Origin of the sequence: Pseudochryseolinea flava (assembly GCF_003286915.1) — a bacterium.
GTDB classification, from domain to species: domain Bacteria; phylum Bacteroidota; class Bacteroidia; order Cytophagales; family Cyclobacteriaceae; genus Ohtaekwangia; species Ohtaekwangia flava.
On sequence record NZ_QMFY01000009.1, the window covers coordinates 32,840 to 53,153 of the forward strand.

At 43.8% G+C, this 20,314-nt stretch carries 15 protein-coding genes and 2 rRNA genes; 9 read left to right on the forward strand and 8 right to left on the reverse strand.

From position 1 onward, the window contains the following. Positions 1-310: 310 nt before the first annotated feature. From DQQ10_RS16925 to DQQ10_RS16935, 3 genes are all read left to right on the forward strand, one after another. Positions 311-3,201: ribosomal RNA gene (locus tag DQQ10_RS16925) — 23S ribosomal RNA — on the forward strand. A gap of 153 nt (positions 3,202-3,354) precedes the next feature. After that, positions 3,355-3,466, forward strand: a 5S ribosomal RNA gene (rrf, locus tag DQQ10_RS16930). Between the two features lie 172 nt (positions 3,467-3,638). Then, positions 3,639-5,477, forward strand: a complete 1,839-nt coding sequence (locus DQQ10_RS16935) for a BamA/TamA family outer membrane protein (RefSeq protein WP_133259684.1) — start codon at positions 3,639-3,641, stop codon at positions 5,475-5,477. Between the two features lie 92 nt (positions 5,478-5,569). Here the strand turns inward: DQQ10_RS16935 and DQQ10_RS16940 are convergent, their stop codons facing one another. From DQQ10_RS16940 to DQQ10_RS16975, 8 genes are all read right to left on the reverse strand, one after another. Beyond that, positions 5,570-7,657, reverse strand: coding sequence for a hypothetical protein (locus tag DQQ10_RS16940; protein WP_112748083.1), 2,088 nt, complete (start codon positions 7,655-7,657; stop codon positions 5,570-5,572). 31 nt (positions 7,658-7,688) lie between these two features. Next, positions 7,689-8,957, reverse strand: coding sequence for a replication-associated recombination protein A (locus DQQ10_RS16945; protein WP_112748084.1), 1,269 nt, complete (start codon positions 8,955-8,957; stop codon positions 7,689-7,691). Between the two features lie 86 nt (positions 8,958-9,043). Further along, a complete protein-coding gene (gene ccsA / locus DQQ10_RS16950) occupies positions 9,044-11,584 on the reverse strand; it encodes a cytochrome c biogenesis protein CcsA (RefSeq protein ID WP_112748085.1) in 2,541 nt (846 codons plus the stop codon). Positions 11,585-11,635: 51 nt separating this feature from the next. After that, positions 11,636-12,040 (reverse strand): cytochrome c maturation protein CcmE domain-containing protein, encoded by a 405-nt coding sequence (locus tag DQQ10_RS16955; protein ID WP_112748086.1) that lies wholly within the window; start codon positions 12,038-12,040, stop codon positions 11,636-11,638. A gap of 100 nt (positions 12,041-12,140) precedes the next feature. Further along, entirely contained in the window at positions 12,141-12,443 is a 303-nt protein-coding gene (locus DQQ10_RS16960; RefSeq protein WP_221409752.1) for a CcmD family protein, read from the reverse strand. Next, the gene (ccsA, locus tag DQQ10_RS16965; RefSeq protein WP_112748087.1) at positions 12,430-13,104 is read right to left on the reverse strand and encodes a cytochrome c biogenesis protein CcsA; all 675 of its coding nucleotides are present in this window, start codon (positions 13,102-13,104) and stop codon (positions 12,430-12,432) included. Before ccsA (DQQ10_RS16965) ends, DQQ10_RS16960 begins: the two co-directional genes overlap by 14 nt. Positions 13,105-13,141: 37 nt before the next feature. Further along, positions 13,142-13,804: a heme exporter protein CcmB gene (locus tag DQQ10_RS16970; RefSeq protein WP_317047953.1), complete on the reverse strand. Its 663-nt coding sequence runs from the start codon at positions 13,802-13,804 to the stop codon at positions 13,142-13,144. After that, complete coding sequence (locus DQQ10_RS16975) at positions 13,801-14,604, reverse strand: hypothetical protein (protein ID WP_112748089.1); 804 nt, start codon at positions 14,602-14,604, stop codon at positions 13,801-13,803. Before DQQ10_RS16975 ends, DQQ10_RS16970 begins: the two co-directional genes overlap by 4 nt. 217 nt (positions 14,605-14,821) lie before the next feature. Here DQQ10_RS16975 and DQQ10_RS16980 point away from each other — a divergent pair, with 217 nt between their 5' ends. The 6 genes from DQQ10_RS16980 (at position 14,822) to DQQ10_RS17005 (ending at position 20,313) form a co-directional block, all read left to right on the forward strand. Continuing rightward, on the forward strand, positions 14,822-16,072 hold the full coding sequence (locus DQQ10_RS16980; RefSeq protein ID WP_112748090.1) for a nucleotide sugar dehydrogenase: 1,251 nt from the start codon (positions 14,822-14,824) through the stop codon (positions 16,070-16,072). A gap of 22 nt (positions 16,073-16,094) precedes the next feature. Next, positions 16,095-17,225 carry a DegT/DnrJ/EryC1/StrS family aminotransferase gene (locus DQQ10_RS16985; protein WP_112748091.1) on the forward strand — a complete coding sequence of 377 codons (1,131 nt, stop codon included), beginning with the start codon at positions 16,095-16,097 and terminating at the stop codon, positions 17,223-17,225. Beyond that, positions 17,222-17,809 (forward strand): acyltransferase, encoded by a 588-nt coding sequence (locus DQQ10_RS16990; protein ID WP_112748092.1) that lies wholly within the window; start codon positions 17,222-17,224, stop codon positions 17,807-17,809. The genes DQQ10_RS16985 and DQQ10_RS16990 overlap by 4 nt, the downstream gene beginning before the upstream one ends. A gap of 22 nt (positions 17,810-17,831) precedes the next feature. Beyond that, positions 17,832-18,446 carry an imidazole glycerol phosphate synthase subunit HisH gene (gene hisH / locus DQQ10_RS16995; protein ID WP_112748093.1) on the forward strand — a complete coding sequence of 205 codons (615 nt, stop codon included), beginning with the start codon at positions 17,832-17,834 and terminating at the stop codon, positions 18,444-18,446. Further along, the gene (locus DQQ10_RS17000; RefSeq protein WP_112748094.1) at positions 18,446-19,210 is read left to right on the forward strand and encodes an AglZ/HisF2 family acetamidino modification protein; all 765 of its coding nucleotides are present in this window, start codon (positions 18,446-18,448) and stop codon (positions 19,208-19,210) included. The genes hisH and DQQ10_RS17000 overlap by 1 nt, the downstream gene beginning before the upstream one ends. A 203-nt stretch (positions 19,211-19,413) precedes the next feature. Next, entirely contained in the window at positions 19,414-20,313 is a 900-nt protein-coding gene (locus DQQ10_RS17005; RefSeq protein ID WP_112748095.1) for a Gfo/Idh/MocA family oxidoreductase, read from the forward strand. The last annotated feature ends 1 nt before the right edge of the window (position 20,314 follow it).

Sequence of the window (20,314 nt, forward strand, 5' to 3'; positions counted from 1 at the left end):
TGAAAAATTGAAAGAGGTAAAACGGCTAACGCTGAATTATCAACGAAGTACGCTCCGCGATCGGGCCATCAGAGGTGAGCCACCTCCGGTCACATTGTCGGGAATAAGTGTACAGAAGAGTTCATTGACATATTGAGAAAAGAGTAGTAAAAAGTAAAGAAAATAGCGATTGATATCGAGAGATATTGATCTAGGTAGTGGGCGTGTATATGCGATAGCATCATAATATACATGTACAATATTTAAAGAGCGAGCACATAGGAAAATCCCAAACTCTAGAAATAGAGGATTAGGTGTAAAGAATTCGTTAAAAGAAGTAATGAAGGGCGTACGGGGAATGCCTAGGCTCTCAGAGGCGAAGAAGGACGTGATAAGCTGCGATAAGCTTCGGGGATTCGCAAATAGAAATTGATCCGAAGATTTCCGAATGGGGCAACCCATCATACTGAAGGTATGATACACCGCAAGGTGAGCAAACCCAGGGAACTGAAACATCTAAGTACCTGGAGGAGGAGAAAACAATCTAGTGATTGCGCAAGTAGTGGCGAGCGAACGCGCAAGAGCCCAAACCGGTTCAGTTACGGCTGGATCGGGGTTATAGGACCATAACATCGACTACACTATTAATTTGAACGGCGTGGGAAAGCCGGCCATAGAAGGTGAGAGCCCTGTAAGAGTAAATTAGTGTTACGTAGTGGTATCCTGAGTAGGGCGGGGTCGGAGACGCCCCGTTTGAATTTGCCAGCACCATCTGGTAAGGCTAAATACTCCTGAGAGACCGATAGTGAACCAGTACTGTGAAGGAAAGGTGAAAAGAACCGTGAACAACGGGGTGAAATAGAACCTGAAACCGTACGCCTACAAGCGGTCGGAGCTCGGTAATCGAGTGACGGCGTGCCTTTTGCATAATGAGCCTACGAGTTACTGTCACTGGCGAGGTTAAGCAAGTAAACTTGCGCAGCCGGAGCGAAAGCGAGTCTGAATAGGGCGCATAGTCAGTGGGAGTAGACGCGAAACTTTGTGATCTACCCTTGGTCAGGATGAAGTTCCGGTAACACGGGATGGAGGTCCGAACTAGTAAACGTTGAAAAGTTTTTGGATGAACTGAGGGTAGGGGTGAAAGGCTAATCAAACTGAGAAATAGCTCGTACTCCCCGAAATGTTTTTAGGAACAGTGTGGAGGTTGAGTTTTATACAGGTAGAGCTACCAATAGGACTAGGGGGAGTCACATCCTACCAAATCCTGATGAACTCCGAATGGTATAAAATATACTCTGCAATGAGGGCATGGGTGCTAAGGTCCGTGTCCGAGAGGGAAAGAACCCAGACCTGCAGCTAAGGTCCCAAAATCTACACTAAGTTGAACTAAGGCGGTTCAGTTGCTTAGACAGCCAGGATGTTTGCTTGGAAGCAGCAATTCATTTAAAGAGTGCGTAACAGCTCACTGGTCGAGCGACAGAGCATCGATAATAATCGGGCATCAAGTGTAGTACCGAAGCTCAGGATTTAGCAGCAATGCTAAGTGGTAGGGGAGCATTCTAACAGCGGCGAAGCATCATGGTAATGTGGTGTGGAGCAGTTAGAAAAGCAAATGTAGGCATAAGTAACGACAAGGCAGGCGAGAAACCTGCCCACCGAAAGACTAAGGGTTCCGCGGCAATGTTAATCAACCGCGGGTAAGTCGGGTCCTAAGCGTAAGCCGAGAGGCGAACGTGATGGCCAACTGGTTAATATTCCAGTACTACCGTATTGAGCGATGGGGTGACGGAGGAGTGAAAGTTCCGCGCCCGGACGAATGTGGGCGTTAAAAGGTGTAGGTATAGGACGAGTAGGTAAATCCGCTTGTTTTGCTGAAACCCAACAGTACACAGAGGCTTCGGCCAAAGTGATAGAGAACGTAAGCAGACTTCCAAGAAAACCCCCTAAGCATATTGATATGGTACCCGTACCGTAAACCGACACAGGTAGTCGAGGAGAAGATCCTAAGGTGCTCGAGTGATCCATGGCTAAGGAACTAGGCAAATTAACCCTGTAACTTCGGGAAAAGGGGTGCCTCCCTAGCTTGCTAGGAGGTCGCAGAGAAATGGCCCAGGCGACTGTTTAACAAAAACACATGGCTATGCGAAATCGAAAGATGAAGTATATGGCCTGACACCTGCCCGGTGCTGGAAGGTTAAGGGGGGAAGTTAGCCGCAAGGCGACGCTTTGAACTGAAGCCCCAGTAAACGGCGGCCGTAACTATAACGGTCCTAAGGTAGCGAAATTCCTTGTCGGGTAAGTTCCGACCTGCACGAATGGTGTAACGATCTGGGCACTGTCTCAGCCATGAGCTCGGTGAAATTGTAGTCACGGTGAAGATGCCGTGTACCCGTCACGGGACGGAAAGACCCCATGCACCTTTACTATAGCTTCGCATTGACATTGGGTAGACAATGTGTAGGATAGGCGGGAGGCGTCGATCCTGGGCCGCTAGGTTCAGGGGAGTCAACGGTGAAATACCGCCCTTTGTTTATCTGATGTCTAATCCGCCTTCGGCGGAGACAGTGCGTGGTGGGTAGTTTGACTGGGGTGGTCGCCTCCGAAAGTGTATCGGAGGCTTTCAAAGGTATGCTCAGTACGCTTGGTAACCGTACGTGGAGTGCAATAGCATAAGCATGCTTGACTGTGAGACTGACAAGTCGATCAGGAACGAAAGTTGGATATAGTGATCCGGTGGTTCTGTATGGAAGGGCCATCGCTCAAAGGATAAAAGGTACGCTGGGGATAACAGGCTGATCTCCCCCAAGAGCTCACATCGACGGGGAGGTTTGGCACCTCGATGTCGGCTCGTCACATCCTGGGGCTGGAGAAGGTCCCAAGGGTTAGGCTGTTCGCCTATTAAAGTGGCACGCGAGCTGGGTTCAGAACGTCGTGAGACAGTTCGGTCCCTATCTGTGATGGGCGTAGGAAGTTTGAGTGGCTCTGACCTTAGTACGAGAGGACCGGGTTGGACTAACCGCTGGTGTATCGGTTGTGGCGTCAGCTGCATCGCCGAGTAGCTATGTTGGGTCGGAATAAGCGCTGAAAGCATCTAAGCGCGAAATCCTCCACAAGATGAGACTTCCATTAAGGGACGTCAGAGATGATGACGTTGATAGGCTGCAGGTGTAAAGTCAGAAATGGCAAAGCTGAGCAGTACTAATTACCCGAACGCTTCGAAGTCCAGTACAATCTTGCAAAAGGGTTGTACTGGCAAAGCAACGAACTACTATGTGCTTGCTTAACTCACTACACTATTTTGTTTACTTCCTTTCTATTCTTTTTTCAATCGTGTCAAAGATATTACCAGATGATAAGTTGATCATCTGAAGACCTTAAGGTGACTATGGCGGCGGGGATCACCTCTTCCCATTCCGAACAGAGCAGTTAAGCCCGCCAGCGCTGATGGTACTGGGATAAAACCTGGGAGAGTAAGTCGTTGCCTATCTTTTACTCCTAAAAGCCTTGTAGTTATACAAGGCTTTTTTTATTACTTGAACTCAACACAGATTAGCCTCATGGAAGGCTTACGAGAATTATCTTCTAAATACTTCGGTCAAACTACTTTCGTTCAAGGTCTCTTGCTCTGGCATTATTATTTCTCCTAAACTGAACCGGCAATGCGGTATGACGATTTGCTTTACTGCTTGCAAGTGTTCAATTTGTATTCGATGAATGGCGCTTTTGTGAGAATTTTCCTAGTCATACTATTTATCATGATGGCAATGGTGAGTAACGCCCAGGTAGATTCTCTAAAAACGCGGATACTAGAAAGTAAAGTTTCGCAGCGGGTTATCAACACTTTTACACGAGACCAGGATACTACAACGAACACGAAGAGTGAAAGTGCATACATGCGCTATAATGGGAAAATTATCCGTCGTATCATTATCCAAAGAATTGGATTCGAAAAGACGATGTATGACACGGCGCGGACGTTTAAGAATCGTATTGTACGACTGGCGAACTCACTACACACCGATACACGCGAAAGTGTTATTCGTGACAATCTCTTTATAAGGGAAGGGAAGCCGCTAAATCCTTACAAAGTGGCCGACAATGAACGTTACTTACGTGATCTCGATTTTATTCTAGATTCAAAAATTATCGTCCGGTCAATTAAGGGCAAACCGGATTCAGTCGACGTTGTCGTGATTACACGAGATGTGTTTAGTTTAAGTGGTATTGGATCCGCGCGGTCTATTGATGAATTTACAGGTGGACTTTATGAAGCAAACTTGCTTGGTATGGGGCAGCGCGTTCAATTTGACGCCGCATTCGAGGTGGATAGAAAACCTGTTACCGGGTTTAGAATGCTCTATCGTAAATCGAGTATCGGGGGAACGCTCATCAACGGTACTGTTGGGTTCACCCAGATTGACAATGGTAGAAGTCTAGGTGAAGAAAACGAATACGCTTATTACCTCCGCTTAGATCGACCGCTAGTTTCCCCTTACTCCAGAATGGCTGGAGGATTTGAGTTAAGTAATAATTGGTCTAAAAATGTGTACGCTGCGCCAGACTCGCTGTTCCGTCGTTATCAATATCTTATTCAGGATGTATGGGTGGGTTATAACTTCGGTATCTCCAATATCGTGAAGGATAGAAATAGAAGATTTGCGGCTATACGTTTTTTTCGACAGCATTATGGAAGGCAACCGGAGCAACCAGAACAACAACTTCGTCCGATTTATAATGATCAAAAATTTTTATTAGCGTCGTTAACTTTCTACAAGCAGAATTTTTATAAGACTCGTTTTCTGTATGGGTTCGGACGAACAGAGGATGTTCCGTACGGTCATAGTCTCACAGTAACGAGCGGTTGGGCAAAGGAATTTGGGCTCGATAGATTTTACAGTGGCGCCTCATTTACAAAAGGGCGTGTACGAAAGTCAGGTGCCTTTTACGAAGCGGAAGTTGGCATTGGAAGTTTCTTTAATGATCGTAAAGCAGAAGATGTTTTTCTCTTTGCGGGAGCAAATCACTATTCGAGATTATTGAGTGTAAAACATTTGCGCGCGAGGCAGCTGTTTCAAGTGGGCTTCGGGAAGGCTATCAGAAATAACGTTCGTGAATTACTGACGCTCAACGATGAGCTTTTAGGATTTCGTCCAGATAGCTTGTACGGCTATCAGCGTATCTCTCTCCGAACGGAAACTACGTTGTTTACAAAATGGAAACTGGCTGGATTCAGGTTCGCGCCATTCTTGTCGCTTGAAAATGCACTTTTGAAATTGAACGAGAGCGCAAGTGGTTTAGGAAATTATTATTGGGGCACCACCGGTGGGATAAGGACACGCAATGAGAACCTTATATTCGGCACCATAGAATTTCGTGCTTACTATTTTCCTTCGCCTCCGCAAGGTGTCTCTGAAATTAGCTTTAAAATAACCACGAACGTGCGACTGAAGTATTCAGGAACGTTTGTCCGCCCTCCATCTTTTGTTCGATATAATTAGTTGAAATTCCGTAGTAATACTTTACGGCTTTGTTACGCCGATAAATGGCCCGCACGATCACGCAGTCATGTAAAGAAGTTGGTAAGTGATGGCTAATAACTTCCGAAGTATTTTCGAATAAACCATTCCCCACTAACAAAAATTAAGAGGACCCAGAATATCCATTTTAGATTTAGTAGATTATTATATGCCTCTTCTGTGTGGATGGTTTGTTGTGCCTCACTTTGTTGGAGATGTTGTAATGCGGCGTCGGCTTGACCAACGGTGAAGAATTTTCCGCCAGTCGAGCTTGATAATTTTCTAAGTAAGTCAAAGTCTGCAGTCAAATTTTGTAGCTCGGTTTGTGGCGATATCACTGCAAACTCTCCTGTTAATTCTTCTGTCTTTCCGCTTAGTGCCGTACTTGCTTTATACCGGTAGACGCCTTCCTTTAACCCGCCTACTTCATATCGAATATTTCCAGGGCTTGTAACATAGGCATAGTTTGTCTGTTGTCCTTGCTCGTTTGTGACCGTGATTTTGATCGAGTTTCCGTAGATCGGTTCGAATATGTCGTTGTAGACCTGACTCTCGAAGATGACTGGTTCTGTGTCACTGAATTCTTGTTGAATTGGATAGCTTCTGAATTTACGTTTGTCGTCGGTTGTTGTGAGAAATTGAAAAAGCTTGGAGAACACTTCTTGAATTGCAGTACTGTTTTCAGTGCGATCAAATTCATTCAACTGCCAACGCCATATGCCCTCGCCCATCAATACTCCGATCTTTCTATCTCCGACGATGTCAACTGCTAGCAGCGGTTTTTCGGTCTTTAAACTTCCTACGCGCTGAAACAATAATGAGGTTGCAGTTGGAGCAAGACGAATTCTTCCGAAGTGCACAGACATTGGGGGATAGTCGTTGATGATAGTCGCCGTTTCTGGAGATAAATTGAAATTAGAGAATGCTGCGTTCAAAACTGGTGTTACATCATCATAATCACGTGGTGGACTGTCAAATTTTATGGGTGTCTTCTGTTTGCCGATCTGGACTAAATCAGATTGTTGACCGAGCACGATGAATAGGGAAGTTTTTGTGCTCATGAATTTCTGAAATAGTTCCCGCGTTCTTCCGCGTTGATCTGGCGCTTGATGGAATATGGCAAGGTCGATTTTATCCGGCGCTAGATTTTGAGACGGTTGTTCATTTAATCCGGGAATATGAACTAGAAATTCGTAGTTGGAATTCTTCTCGACGAGTTCTCGAAATGTTTTAATGTCTGGATGTGGACTCGGTGAAATGAGTAATATTTTTTTCTTCCCTTCAACCACCTCTATAAATGCCGATGCATAATTGTTTCGCTTGTTCGATTCTTCTGCCTTTACGTCAACTTGAATGTCAATTTTTTGTAACCCTTGTTCTGTGGCGGTAGGCTGAAAATCGTAGGTGATAACCTGTCCATCAAGGGAAGTTTTTGTTTGATGGTCAATAATCTTCCCGCGTTGAACTAGCGTTACTTTGATCGGTTGGCGAGGAATGTTTTTTGTATTTACTTCTATGCGCAAGGGGAATTTATTGCCTTCGTATGCGATTTTATTGTAAGCGACATTCTTGATGCTGATGTCAGTACGCTGTGCCGTGTCTCCTACTCCGATTGTATGAATTGGAAAGTTGTGCATGCCATAGAGTGGCGATATCCCGGTGTTGTAAATGCCGTCTGAGATGAGGACAACATTTTCAATCTTCTTGCCTTCATAACGCATAGAAACTTTTCGGAGTGCATTGTTTAAATCTGATGTGGTGCCTACAAACCGAGGGTTTTCGGTTTCATTGTTTAAATCAGCGATGCGTACATCAAAACCATGCTCTTCAAGTTGCTCTCTGCTAGATTTTATTTTCTCAACAAGGTCATTCACTTTCGTAGTGTCCATTACTGCATGTACCGATGATGAATTATCGAACAGTATGATGGCCAATGGCTTTTCAAAAAGGTTGTTGATTTGTTTAACAATTGGACCGAGAAGTAAAAACATTAGAAAAAAAGCAAGGAAAAAACGAAGTGCAAACAACGCACGATTCCATTTCTTGTTCCAAGGAAACGAAGGTGACCACCGATAGAGTACGAATGCAATGCTAACAGCGAGTCCAATGCAAACGAAGATGTACGCCGGAGATGATTCGAAAATGACTTGCTGTTGATGCATGATGGGAGAGACGATTTTAGTGAGGGACTAGTCAATAACCATATTTTTCTTTCCAGAGCGAACGTAAGTACTTTCTGAGTTCGTCTTCACGAGCGTTGTTGCCAGGGTCATAGAATTTACTTCCTTTTACTTCTTCAGGCAGGAACTCCATGTGTGCAAAATTTCCTTGAAAGCTGTGAGCGTACTGATAATTTTTTCCGTATTGTAAATCTTTCATCAGCTTTGTTGGCGCATTCCGGATACTTAATGGAACAGGAAGGTCGCCGGTACTATGAACGGTCTGTAAAGCTGATTCGATTGCCATATAACTTGCGTTGCTCTTCGGCGAACTTGCTAAATAAATAGCGCATTGTGACAGGATGATTCGTGCTTCAGGATATCCTATAATGTTTACTGCTTGAAATACATTGGTTGCCATGATCAACGCCGTTGGGTTCGCATTGCCAATATCCTCAGATGCGAGAATCACCATTCGACGCGCAATGAATTTTACATCTTCGCCACCTTCGATCATGCGTGCCAGATAATATACTGCTGCGTTTGGATCGCTGCCGCGAATGGATTTGATGAAGGCGGATATGATGTCGTAATGCTGCTCTCCGCTCTTGTCGTAAATAGCAATATGCTTTTGCGCAAGTTCCATCACAAGGCCATCGGTAATCTCTATATCGCCCTGGATAGACTCGGTGATGAGATCAAGAAGATTCAATAATTTTCTGCCATCGCCACCTGATATGTTCAGCATGGCTTGATGTTCTTTGATCTCAATTGTTCGATCCTTTAGTTCGACATCATTGGTTAATGCTTGCTGTACTAGTTTGAGTAGCTGCGTTTCTTCCAGTGCTTTCAGGGTATAAACTTGGCATCGAGACAGTAACGCCGAGTTTACTTCGAAAGATGGATTTTCAGTGGTAGCGCCGATCAGTGTTATCGTTCCTTTCTCAACTGCGCCAAGTAGCGCATCTTGTTGTGATTTATTAAACCGATGAATTTCGTCAATGAATAGTATTGAACGCGGTGATAGTTTCGCTTTTTCGATTACTTCTCGTACATCTTTCACACCGGCACTCACAGCGCTCAAGATGTGAAACGGTTTCTTTACTTCATTGGCGATGATATTTGCGATCGTCGTTTTTCCCACCCCGGGAGGTCCCCACAAAATCATCGAAGGAACATTGCCAGTTTGAATAGCTCGCCGGATAACCCCGCTAGGTCCTGTTAAATGCTCTTGCCCCACCAATGCCTCTAATGAGGTTGGTCGCATGCGTTCTGCTAATGGCGGGCGAGAGTTGATGAGCATTCGTGAGTACTTAACACGTCAATTAAAATAAAAAAAGAGGCTAATACCAATGATATTAGCCCGATGGTAAGGAATTTTTTTAAATCCTACTCTAACCCTTTTGCCTTCATCTTGGAGAATTCACGATACCGTCGTGTCATGGCCACACCGAACCCGATCATTAGGACAATGGTTCCAATCCAAAGCACGTTGATAAACGGTTTCTCCATAGCCTTGATGACGACCCAGTCCTTTTGACGTGTGTTTATGCCGAGCGTGAATTCATTGGTTTCTGGATGAATGTTGAGTAGCGTGAATCGAATGCCAAGGTCATTAATCTCTTCTGGAAAACGAGCAGCCATTTTATCTCGGATTAAAAATGTTGGCTCTGCAATATAATCGCCCCTCTCTCCCTGGACTTTTATCCTCGCTTTCACGGCAATATCTGTGTCCATTAATTCGACACCTTCAACTTGAAAAACACGAACGAGACTATCGATAGTAGCGACATAGTCGTTAGCGAAAAACTCTTGGTGTTGTTTTACTTTCATCTCCTGCAATTCACTCCATTCTCGCTCAGCTGAAGGCATCATCACAGACGACACGTGTGTGTAGAGATCCGCAGAAACGGTGCGATAGATATCAGGGGACGCAAGTAGACTTCCGCCTGCCATTTCTTCGTTGATCTGCGCCCGAGGATAAAGCGTATATTTCTTTTCGCCACGACGAAGCTCTATTTCATAGAACGTGTTTTCTCCTTTGATCGAGATCGTGTCGTTAGCACGATATTGAATGTCTCCAATGGTCATTGCACGTTTTGCTACGACCTTGTCCTTGTCACTCGTAGCGCGGACGTCGCCCTTGTTGATGTACCCTGAGTGGTATCGCGGCTCAATTCTTTCACCTAGATACTCGATGTCGTATCCCCACATGGTGAGTGGCTGATTTACGAACAGAAGAAGATTGTCACGATTGAATTCATCACCGGCTTCTTTATTCCATACCATGCCCGTATTGTTCAATGATACTATTTTGCTGTATCCAGCAGAGAACAAAACGCCAACGAGCATCAGTCCAACACCGATGTGTGCAATTGCGCCTCCGGACAATGATGGACTATTTTTGAGTAGTGAAATCAAAATACTCGAGTTGGCAAAAATTGTAAACAAGCCAGCGATCAATAAAATGATGTACGATGGTTTGAAAACTTGCTGAAGATCGATCGTGAAAGCTCCGATCAGTATCGTGGCTAAGAATGGAATGAGAAGTTTGCTGCCGAGTGTTTTCAAGTCCATTTTATTCCACCAAAAGAATTGCCCGACGCCAGAAAGTATCGCGATAAACACGGCGAACCAGATTTGAAATTTTGAATAAAACGCGATCGGATCGGCTGACGGCGCAATTTTCTTGTCGGATCCAAAGAATGCAATGATTTTATTCACAACGGGAATCGATGTTCCTGCGAGGACTTGAAACGCCATCATGCACAGCACAAGCGCGCCAATGAAAATCCAGAACTCGCGCGAGAATATGGAAGATTCTTTTTCGTTGCTCGGTAATTTCTTTGCTCTCACGCAATAAAGAACAATTGCAGCCACGGTGAAGAATAACAAATAGATCAGCAACTGGCCGCTTAACCCAAGATCTGTAAAGGCGTGGTTGGAAGTATCTCCCAAGATACCACTACGCGTTAGGAATGTAGAATAGAGGATGAGAATGAAAGTCGTCAGTGCCAGAATGATCGATGCTTTCAAAGAAGTCTCGCTATTTTTATAGCTAATCATTGTATGGATTGTCGCAATGAGAACGAGCCACGGAACGTACACAGCGTTTTCAACAGGATCCCAATTCCAATAGCCTCCGAAATTCAATGTTTCATAGGCCCAATATCCGCCCATCAGAATGCCTAATCCAAGTATTGCGCCGCCGAAGATTGCCCACGGCAACGCCGGACGAATCCATTCGGAATATTTTTTTAACCAAAGTCCAGCCATGGCAAATGAAAATGGAACGAGTGTCAATGCGAATCCAAAGAACAATGTAGGCGGGTGAATGACCATCCAATAATTTTGCAGCAATGGGTTAAGTCCATCTCCATCGGCGGGAATGTATTCAGGCTGTGCCATAAAGATTGGAGCGTCGGGCATTGCATCGCGAAGGAGGATGAATGGTGAGCTGCCAAGTTTGAGTTCTAATCCCGGTATAACAACCCCCAAGATCATTGAAGCGAGAAATCCTTGCACAAGCGCAAAGATTGTCATCACCGGCGCCTGCCAGAATTTATTTGTGTGAATAAGAATAATGCCGAGTGCCGCTTGCCAGAACATCCAAAGTAGGAAGCTTCCTTCTTGTCCATTCCAAAACGTTGAGATTAGATAATGGGACGCAAGTTTTCTGTCGGAGTAGCTGTAGGCATAATGATATTCAAAGTAGTGATTTGCAATGATGGTAAAGAGCGTAACGCACACGCCCAACACAGCTAAAGCGTGTATGTAGAAAGATGTCTTCCCATTAAGCGCCCATGCATTCTTTTTTGCAAGGTCGTTGGCCTGGGTAGCTTGGAAGAATGAGAACGCTGCAATGACAGAAGAGACAAACGCAGTGATCACGAAAAGATGACCGAGGTCACCAATGAAATAATGCATCATGGTACGTTAATGATTTGTAAAGTGGTCTAGTTTTTCACGACGTGTGAGTCGTTAAACGTTAACCTCTTTTTCCTGATATTTCGATGGACATTTCAGGAGGATTTTACTCGCTTGGAATTTTTCTCCTTCGTAGCTGCCTATTACGACAACCTTTTCGGAACGGACAAGGTCGGCAGGCATCGGTTCGTTAAAATCGACACGTTGTTCACGGCCTTTTTCATCGATCAGAATAAATGAACAAGATACTTTGTCGGCTCCTTCTTCAAGGCCAATGATGTCGCCGTTTCTGTTTTTCTTCAATTCTCCAACGACGTGAATATTGCTTTTCTTTCCAGCTAGAGCCATTTCGCGGGCTTGTTGGAAGGTAACATAATTACTAGCGTCGCCTGCTGTGGTAATGATAATACCGATGGCTACAGCGATAACGATTATAATGAGAATATGCGATGTCTTCATGGTCCGGTCCCTACTTTGAACGCGGCCCAAAATTACTTACAAAACGTTAGAAACACAGGAGAATTCTCATGAAAACACCTGTCAAAAAACAGGTTTATGACTAGCGGTTCTTCAGTGCTTTTTCAAGTTTGCCGATCTTTCTGTCGAGTAAAATCAGATAGGTTAAGACGCCGCCGAGGATTGTCAAAATGATGGCCACAACGACATAGATTTTTCCATCAGCACGGAGCCGGTCAGCCATTTCGATAAATTCAGATTTTTTTACGACTGATGTTGCGGAGTCCACTTTTGTGATGGAAGGCGACCTCAGTGTGAGAGAATCAATTTGGGGTGTGTCTGCTTTTAAAAATGATGCGCAGAATACCAGGGTTATCGTAACGAGGATAGCCTTAATTTTTTTCATCTTCGATCTCATTAATTTTTTCGGTCAGAACATTTAATCGCAAGCGTAACGACACTAGCCAAACACCAATCAAGATCCAGCCAATATTCGACAAGTAGAAAATTGGACGCATCCGGTTGTCTAAGTCATATTGATTGAAGCCTGGGTTTCCTCCGTTGCCCGGGTGCAAAGAATCTGTAATCCGCGGGATGATAAAAATAAGCGGCACCATCGCAGCAAAAGCAAAAATGTTGTAGACGGCACTAAGTCGCGCACGTTGTTCTTCGTTGTCAACTGATCCGCGTAAAACGAAATAGGCGAGATAAACCAACAGTGTAATAGCTGCGCCATTTTGCTTTGGGTCGCCGTGCCAGAAATCACCCCAAGCGTAGTACGCCCAAATCATCCCGGTAAGGATACCTAAAATTCCAAACATCAAACCGATATTGGCATACTCGACAGATTTTCGATCTAAATCCGGCGAAGGTTTTTTGAGGTATCGAATCGAATAATATACTGATGCGCTGAAGAGGTACACCATTCCAAACCACATCGGCACGTGAAAATAAACTGCCCTGATGGTTTCGTTGACAATTTCTCTTCGCGGAACCATAAAGATCAGTCCACCAAAGTGAACAAATATCAGAATGACGACAGCCGCTACTTTAAGCCATTTTTTCATGTTGTTGGGATGACCTGCGATTAGGTCGCTGCTAATTTTAGCTGCGCCAAATATAGCGGAAGAGTAGGTATGCGAGTGCAGTGAGAATACAATTTATTGCTAAGATGTTCCAAAGTTCGTCGGTGCTGGTGCTGCGGTCGAGGCCGTCGAGGACGTTTTTGGTCGCTTTTATTGCTAACAGCAGCAAGGCTATTAGTACAGGAAAACTCAGTACCGCCATTAAAATGTTACTGTTGTTGGCTTTCGCTGCAATTCCCGAAATCAAACTTAAGGAAGCCGAAAATCCCCAAGAGGTTAAAAAAAGAATCGACCAAAAAAGCGGTTGATCTTGCACGGGGTTATCGATGAAAATGCTGAATAAAAAATATCCAACAGCTGACAATGCAAAACAGAGCAATGTATTATATAGAATTTTAGAAAAGATAATCGCCTGAGCACTTGCGATGGAATAGTAGTAGATAAAAAGACCTTTTCGTTCACCGATAAAGCTTTTGGCGACGCTGTTTATGACAGAAAAAAGAATTGCAAGCCAGAACAACGCTGACCATGTTGCTTCGGAGATGGTGTTGTTCCGTAGCGAAAAGGTGATGTAGCAAATGAATACGAGACTAAATACGTATAAGCTGATCCCGGAAATGACCGATCTTCTACGAAGCTCTAGCTTAAGCTCTTTCTGAAAAAGTAAAAGAACGATTTTCAAGATTGTGATCGTTTATAATTTTTGTAAAAGGTTATAAACGATCGAATGAAAATGACGATGATCAATAGTGTGAAGCCTGCAGCAAGACCACCAATGGTGTAGCCCGTCAAAGATATATTTTGTAGGGTTTTAACTTTGAATCCTTCGACAACTGAAAATAAATATTGTGATGGGCTCGATGGTTCCAGGCGTAACTTTCTCTCCAGCAAATTTATTCGTTCAACATAAAGGGCAGCTGGATCAATTGCATTCGACCGTGTTGTGTTACCACTTGCGCGCATTTCAACAAGCGCGTCATCGATCGCGGTCAATTCTTTTTCGATTCCCTCAATCATTTTAGTTTCAAAGTTCTTTATAGATCGCTTTTGTGAGATGGCGATCTCGCTATTTTCAAGGAAGTTCAGAATAGATTGCTGGAAAATTGGAAACGCAGATTCGTCTGTTAACCTCAAGGAAAGTTTGAGGTTAACAGACCGGTCATCAGAAGAACGGTATGGGCGCACGACAACGTGGCTTAGGTTTACAAACTTTGCTTGGTGTTCTGTCGAAATATTTGGGAAAGGATTGGCAGCTTGATACTGTTCAAGTAAAAAGACACTTTGTTCTTCTGATAATACATTAGTCGTAATCATCATTTCTGACTGAACTTTGGGCGCTTCTTTTTTTGCAAGTAAGTATCCAGCTATGGCGCACATTAGCGGGAGAATAATTGCTAACGCCAGGTTTGCGCGTATCGCGTCAATAATTTTGGCCAGAACTTCCAATATGTCAATCTCTTGCTGAGATGATGTTTTTTCCATAGGCGCAATTTTATACAAATTCACATTGAATTATTGAGTGCGACTTAAATTATTTAGCTTTGCGAGCCCTTTTAATGACTGTAACGTTTACCCGTTGGTTATTCAATTTTTTAATGCTAACGATCGAAAGGATAGCCAACGTGTTACAGGGTGAGAAGTTACAATGCAGCATAAGCTGTTATTTGGAGTTGATTTATAATTTATAGACATAAAGCAAATGGGAAAGGTTGGAATTATTGGACTTGGATATGTCGGTCTTCCTTTAGCGGTAGAATTTGGCAAAGTTCAAGATGTCGTTGGGTTCGATATCAATAAAGAACGTATTCAAGAGCTTCAACGCGGATTTGATCGTACCAAAGAAGTTACTGAAGAGGAGCTAAAGGCTTCCAAAAAGTTGCAATATTCGGCTTCGGTAGAAGATTTAAAGTCTGTCAAATATTTTATCGTTACAGTTCCAACGCCGGTAGACGAATACAAGAAGCCTGATCTGCGCCCGTTAGAAAGCGCGAGCAAAACGGTAGGAAGTGTTCTAAAAAAAGGTGATATCGTTATCTATGAATCCACCGTATTTCCCGGATGTACTGAAGAAATCTGCGTTCCTGTCCTTGAGAAAATCAGTGGATTAAAGTTCAACGTTGACTTCTTTGCGGGTTATTCCCCAGAGCGTATCAATCCTGGCGATAAACTTCACCGCGTTACTACGATCAAGAAAGTGACGAGCGGCAGCACGCCTGCGATAGCGGAAGAAGTTGATCAACTGTACCGCAAGATTGTTGTGGCAGGAACACATAAGGCGTCGTCAATAAAAGTAGCTGAGGCGGCTAAGGTGATTGAGAACTCTCAACGCGATGTAAACATTGCATTCGTGAACGAACTCGCGTTGATCTTCGAACGCATGGGCATTGATACTCATGAGGTGCTTGAAGCAGCTGGTACAAAATGGAATTTCTTAAATTTTAAGCCAGGGCTGGTAGGTGGGCATTGTATCGGGGTTGACCCTTATTACTTAACGCATAAGGCTGAAAGTTTAGGCTATCACCCGGAGGTTATTCTATCGGGGAGACGTATCAATGACAACATGGGCATTTACATCGCGAACACGGTTATTAAGCTGATGGCTCAGAATAGTCATCCAATTAAAAATGCAGATGTTTTGGTGTTGGGCATAACGTTTAAAGAAAATTGCCCGGATATCCGTAATTCAAAAGTTGTTGATGTTATCCAGGAATTGAAAAGCTTTGGAACCAACATTGACATTTATGACCCAGAAGCGGACAATGCTGAACTCGAACATGAATATAACCTTTCATTGGTTCCATCGCTCACCAAAAAATATCATGCGGTGGTATTGGCCGTAAGTCACCATCAATTCAACGCCCTTGACTGGAAATCATTTACCCACGAGAACGCTGTTATCTATGATGTTAAGGGAGTGTTGAAGAAAGATTTAGTTACAGCACGATTATAATTTTATAACTCCAGGCGAATACATGGAGAAAATAAAAATGGTAGATCTGCAAGGGCAGTATCTTCAAATAAAGGATGAGATAGATCGCGCAATACAGGATGTATTGACTTCTACAGCGTTCATTCAAGGTCCTCAAGTAAACGCTTTTGCTACTGCCCTCGGCGAATACATAGGGTCACCTTTTGTCATACCGTGTGCGAATGGTACCGACGCGCTGCAAATCGCGATGATGGCGTTGGGATTTAAACCTGGCGATGAGATTATTCTACCTGTTCACACTTATGTCGCGACAGGTGAAGTGATTGCATTGTTAGGTCTTACGCCGGTTTTCGTTGACGTTGATCCGGGCGATTTCAACATTAACGTAGATCAAATTGAAGAACGGATCACCGCTAAAACGGTAGCGATCGTACCTGTTCATCTGTACGGACAGTGTGCAGATATGGAGTCCATTCTGGCAATTGCTAACAGGCGGGGGCTACACGTTATTGAGGATGTAGCACAAGCGTTAGGTGCAGTTTATCGATTTAGCAACGGCGACGTGCGAAATGCAGGAACGATGGGAACGATTGGAACTACCTCGTTTTTCCCTTCGAAAAATCTTGGATGTTATGGCGATGGCGGCGCAATTTTTACAAATGACGCATCGCTGGCGGAAAAGATCCGAATGATTTCCAATCATGGACAGAAGGTCAAATATCACCATGATGTCGTTGGCGTGAACAGTCGACTCGATACGTTGCAAGCTGCGATTTTACAAGTCAAATTGAAGTATCTTGATGAGTATGCCCAAAAGCGTAATGAGGTAGCGTCTTTTTATGACGAAGCTTTAAAACATTTTCAGTTTTTAGAGGTTCCCTTTCGGTCAAAAAATAGCTCGCACGTTTTTCATCAGTATACATTAAAAATAAAAAACGGTAATCGTGATGCCTTCAAATCGCATTTAGAGGCGAATGGTATTCCAACAATGATTTACTATCCTGTGCCGTTGCATTTGCAAAAAGCCTATATGCGCGAGGGATTTGGTGAAGGTACCTTCGTGGTTACTGAAAAGCTTTCTAGCGAGGTGATTTCTCTTCCCATCCACACCGAGATGGAACTTGATCAGTTATTGTATATTAAATCCGTAATTGAAAAATTTCAGCCAGCATGAGCCAGACATCACAAGATTTCTTTAGTCATCCAACGGCCATTATTGACGAAGGGTGTGTAATTGGGACGGGTACAAAAATCTGGCATTTTTCGCACATCATGTCTGATTGTGTCATTGGCGAACAATGTAATATTGGTCAGAACGTTGTCATCTCTCCGAAAGTGAAGCTCGGTAGAAATGTAAAAGTCCAAAATAATGTATCGATTTACACCGGTGTCGAATGTGAAGACGATGTCTTTCTCGGTCCGTCGATGGTTTTTACAAACGTGATTAATCCGAGAAGCGCGATTAATCGACGGAATGAGTATGCAAAAACATTGGTGAAAAAAGGAGCATCAATTGGCGCAAATGCGACGATCGTATGTGGTCATGCTATTGGAAGATTTGCCTTTATTGGTGCCGGCGCGGTAGTTACAAAGGAAGTTGCCGATTATGCATTAGTCATGGGAAATCCTGCGAGACAAACGGGCTGGATGAGCGAGTACGGACACAAATTGAAGTTCAACCAGCACGGAGAGGCAACATGTTCAGAAAGCGGTGAACGCTATCAATTATCTAACGGAAAAGTTACGAAGGTGTCCTAAGCATTCGTAAATTCACTCGCCTATGATTGCTATTGTTGATTATCAAGCGGGAAATATTGGGTCTATCCAAAACATGCTCAAGAAATTGGATGCTGAGTCAACGATCACGAGCGATCCGGATGTTGTTCGAAAAGCGTCAAAAATTATTCTTCCAGGAGTAGGGGCATTTGATTTTGGTGTTTCAAAACTTAAATCATCTGGCATCACCGAAGTACTGCATGAGCGAAAGACGGCAGGCACTCCTGTTCTTGGTATTTGCCTCGGCGCACAATTGATGTGTCTCGATAGTCAAGAGGGTGTTTTACCGGGACTAGGATGGGTGCAAGCCAATGTGATCAAGTTTCCTTTTCATGTTGGTGAACGAAAATTTCCTGTTCCGCATATTGGATGGGATCGCGTTAGCCCAGCGAAAACGAGCTGCCTCTTCGACAATATGCCAGACGATGCGCGATTTTATTTCGTGCATTCATTCTATATTAAATGTCGTCGCGAAAGTGATAGACTAGTGACCAATACCTACGGTATTTCTTTCGATTCAGCTTTCGAAGTAGAAAATGTTGTTGGCGTGCAATTTCATCCCGAGAAAAGTCACAAATTTGGATTCACACTTCTGAAAAATTTTGTTGACAATTTCTGATGGCGCTTCCGCGGCTAATTCCTGTGTTGCTTCTTAAAGATCGTGGTCTTATAAAGACGACGAAATTCCAACATCCCGTTTACATTGGAGATCCAGTTAACGCAGTGAAAATCTTTAATGAAAAGGAAGTTGATGAGCTAATTATACTTGACGTCAACGCAACGCGTCAACAATATGAACCTCGCTACGGCTACTTGCGTGAAATAGTATCAGAGTGCTTCTCTCCCTTGGCCTACGGTGGCGGGGTACGCACGGTGGATCACATCAAAAGACTTATCCAAAGCGGCGTCGAAAAGATTGTTATCAATACAGCTTGTTGCACAGATCCTCTATTTTTAAAGCGCGCCTCCGCTGACTTTGGAAGCTCAACCATTGTTGCGGCCATGGACGTGAAGAAGAGTTTATTTGGAAAATATTCGGTCTATGCCAGTGCCGGCACGAAGAACATGGGGATAGATCCAGTTGCACACGCCGTCAATTTGCAACAGCTGGGTGCCGGCGAAATTTTCTTGAACAACATTGATCTCGATGGAACAATGAAAGGTTATGACCATGCCTTGATCAAAAAAATTGTAAAAGCGGTAGATATTCCAGTAATCGTTTGTGGCGGAGCGGCTGATCACAACGATTTGTTTCAAGCCATCAACGTCTCAGGAGCGTCAGCGGCAGCAGCAGGAAGCATTTTTGTGTTCCAAGGAAAACACCGTGGCGTGTTGATCACCTATCCGGAGTATACAACAATTCGTGCTGGACTTACATCGTGAATGTTACTGTTTTCCGCATCGATCAAGCGCAAAATCGGACAATAAAAGGATGCCCTTTATTGGCAGCGGCTGCGTATCTTTGCCATCCATCTTCTTGAAAAAGAGGTTCGAATAATATCAAGTAATTAATAATTGTAAGGTTCACCAACCTTGGTCATGGCAGCTGTGTCTAATCAGGCTGCCGGAAGTTAAAAACATAAAGAATGAAGAAATTTGCTTTGATAGGTGTAGCAGGTTTTGTAGCACCTCGACATCTGAAAGCCATTAAAGAAACGGGAAATAAGCTAGTCGCTGCGCTCGATAAATTTGATCAGGTTGGGATTCTGGACTCGTATTTTCCCGGCGCTGATTTTTTTACAGAGTTTGAAAGATTTGATAGGCACATCGACAAGCTGAAGCGGCAAGGAGACAAAATCGATTACGTTAGCATTTGCACGCCGAACTATCTTCACGATTCGCATATTCGTTTTGCGCTTCGCCATCAGGCAGATGCGATCTGTGAAAAACCTCTTGTGCTCAATCCGTGGAATGTAGATGCGCTGGAAGAAATTGAACGTGAAACAGGAAGGAAAGTCAATACCATTCTTCAGTTGCGCCATCATCAAAGTATAATTGATTTGAAAAACAGGATTGCGAAAGGCGATCAAAACAAGAAATACGATATCGATTTGTCATATATCACGTCTCGCGGAAATTGGTATCAAATCAGTTGGAAAGGAGACAATTCAAAGTCAGGTGGTGTTGCTACAAATATCGGTATTCATTTCTTCGACATGCTCATTTGGATTTTCGGTGCAGTGAAAGGTAATGAAGTTATTCGTCAGAACGAACATACCGCCGAGGGAATTTTGGAATTAGAACGTGCGCGCGTGAAGTGGATGTTGAGCATCGATGCGTCAACGTTGCCTCAATCGGCATTAGAAAAAAATCAACGTACTTATCGCTCTATCAAATTAGAAGGTGAAGAGATCGAGTTTAGCGAAGGTTTTACTGACTTACATACAAAAAGCTATCAGGAGATTTTGAAAGGAAATGGTTTTGGATTGGCCGACGCACGACCTTCTATCGACCTGGTACACGCTATTCGTAACGCAAAGATTTAGA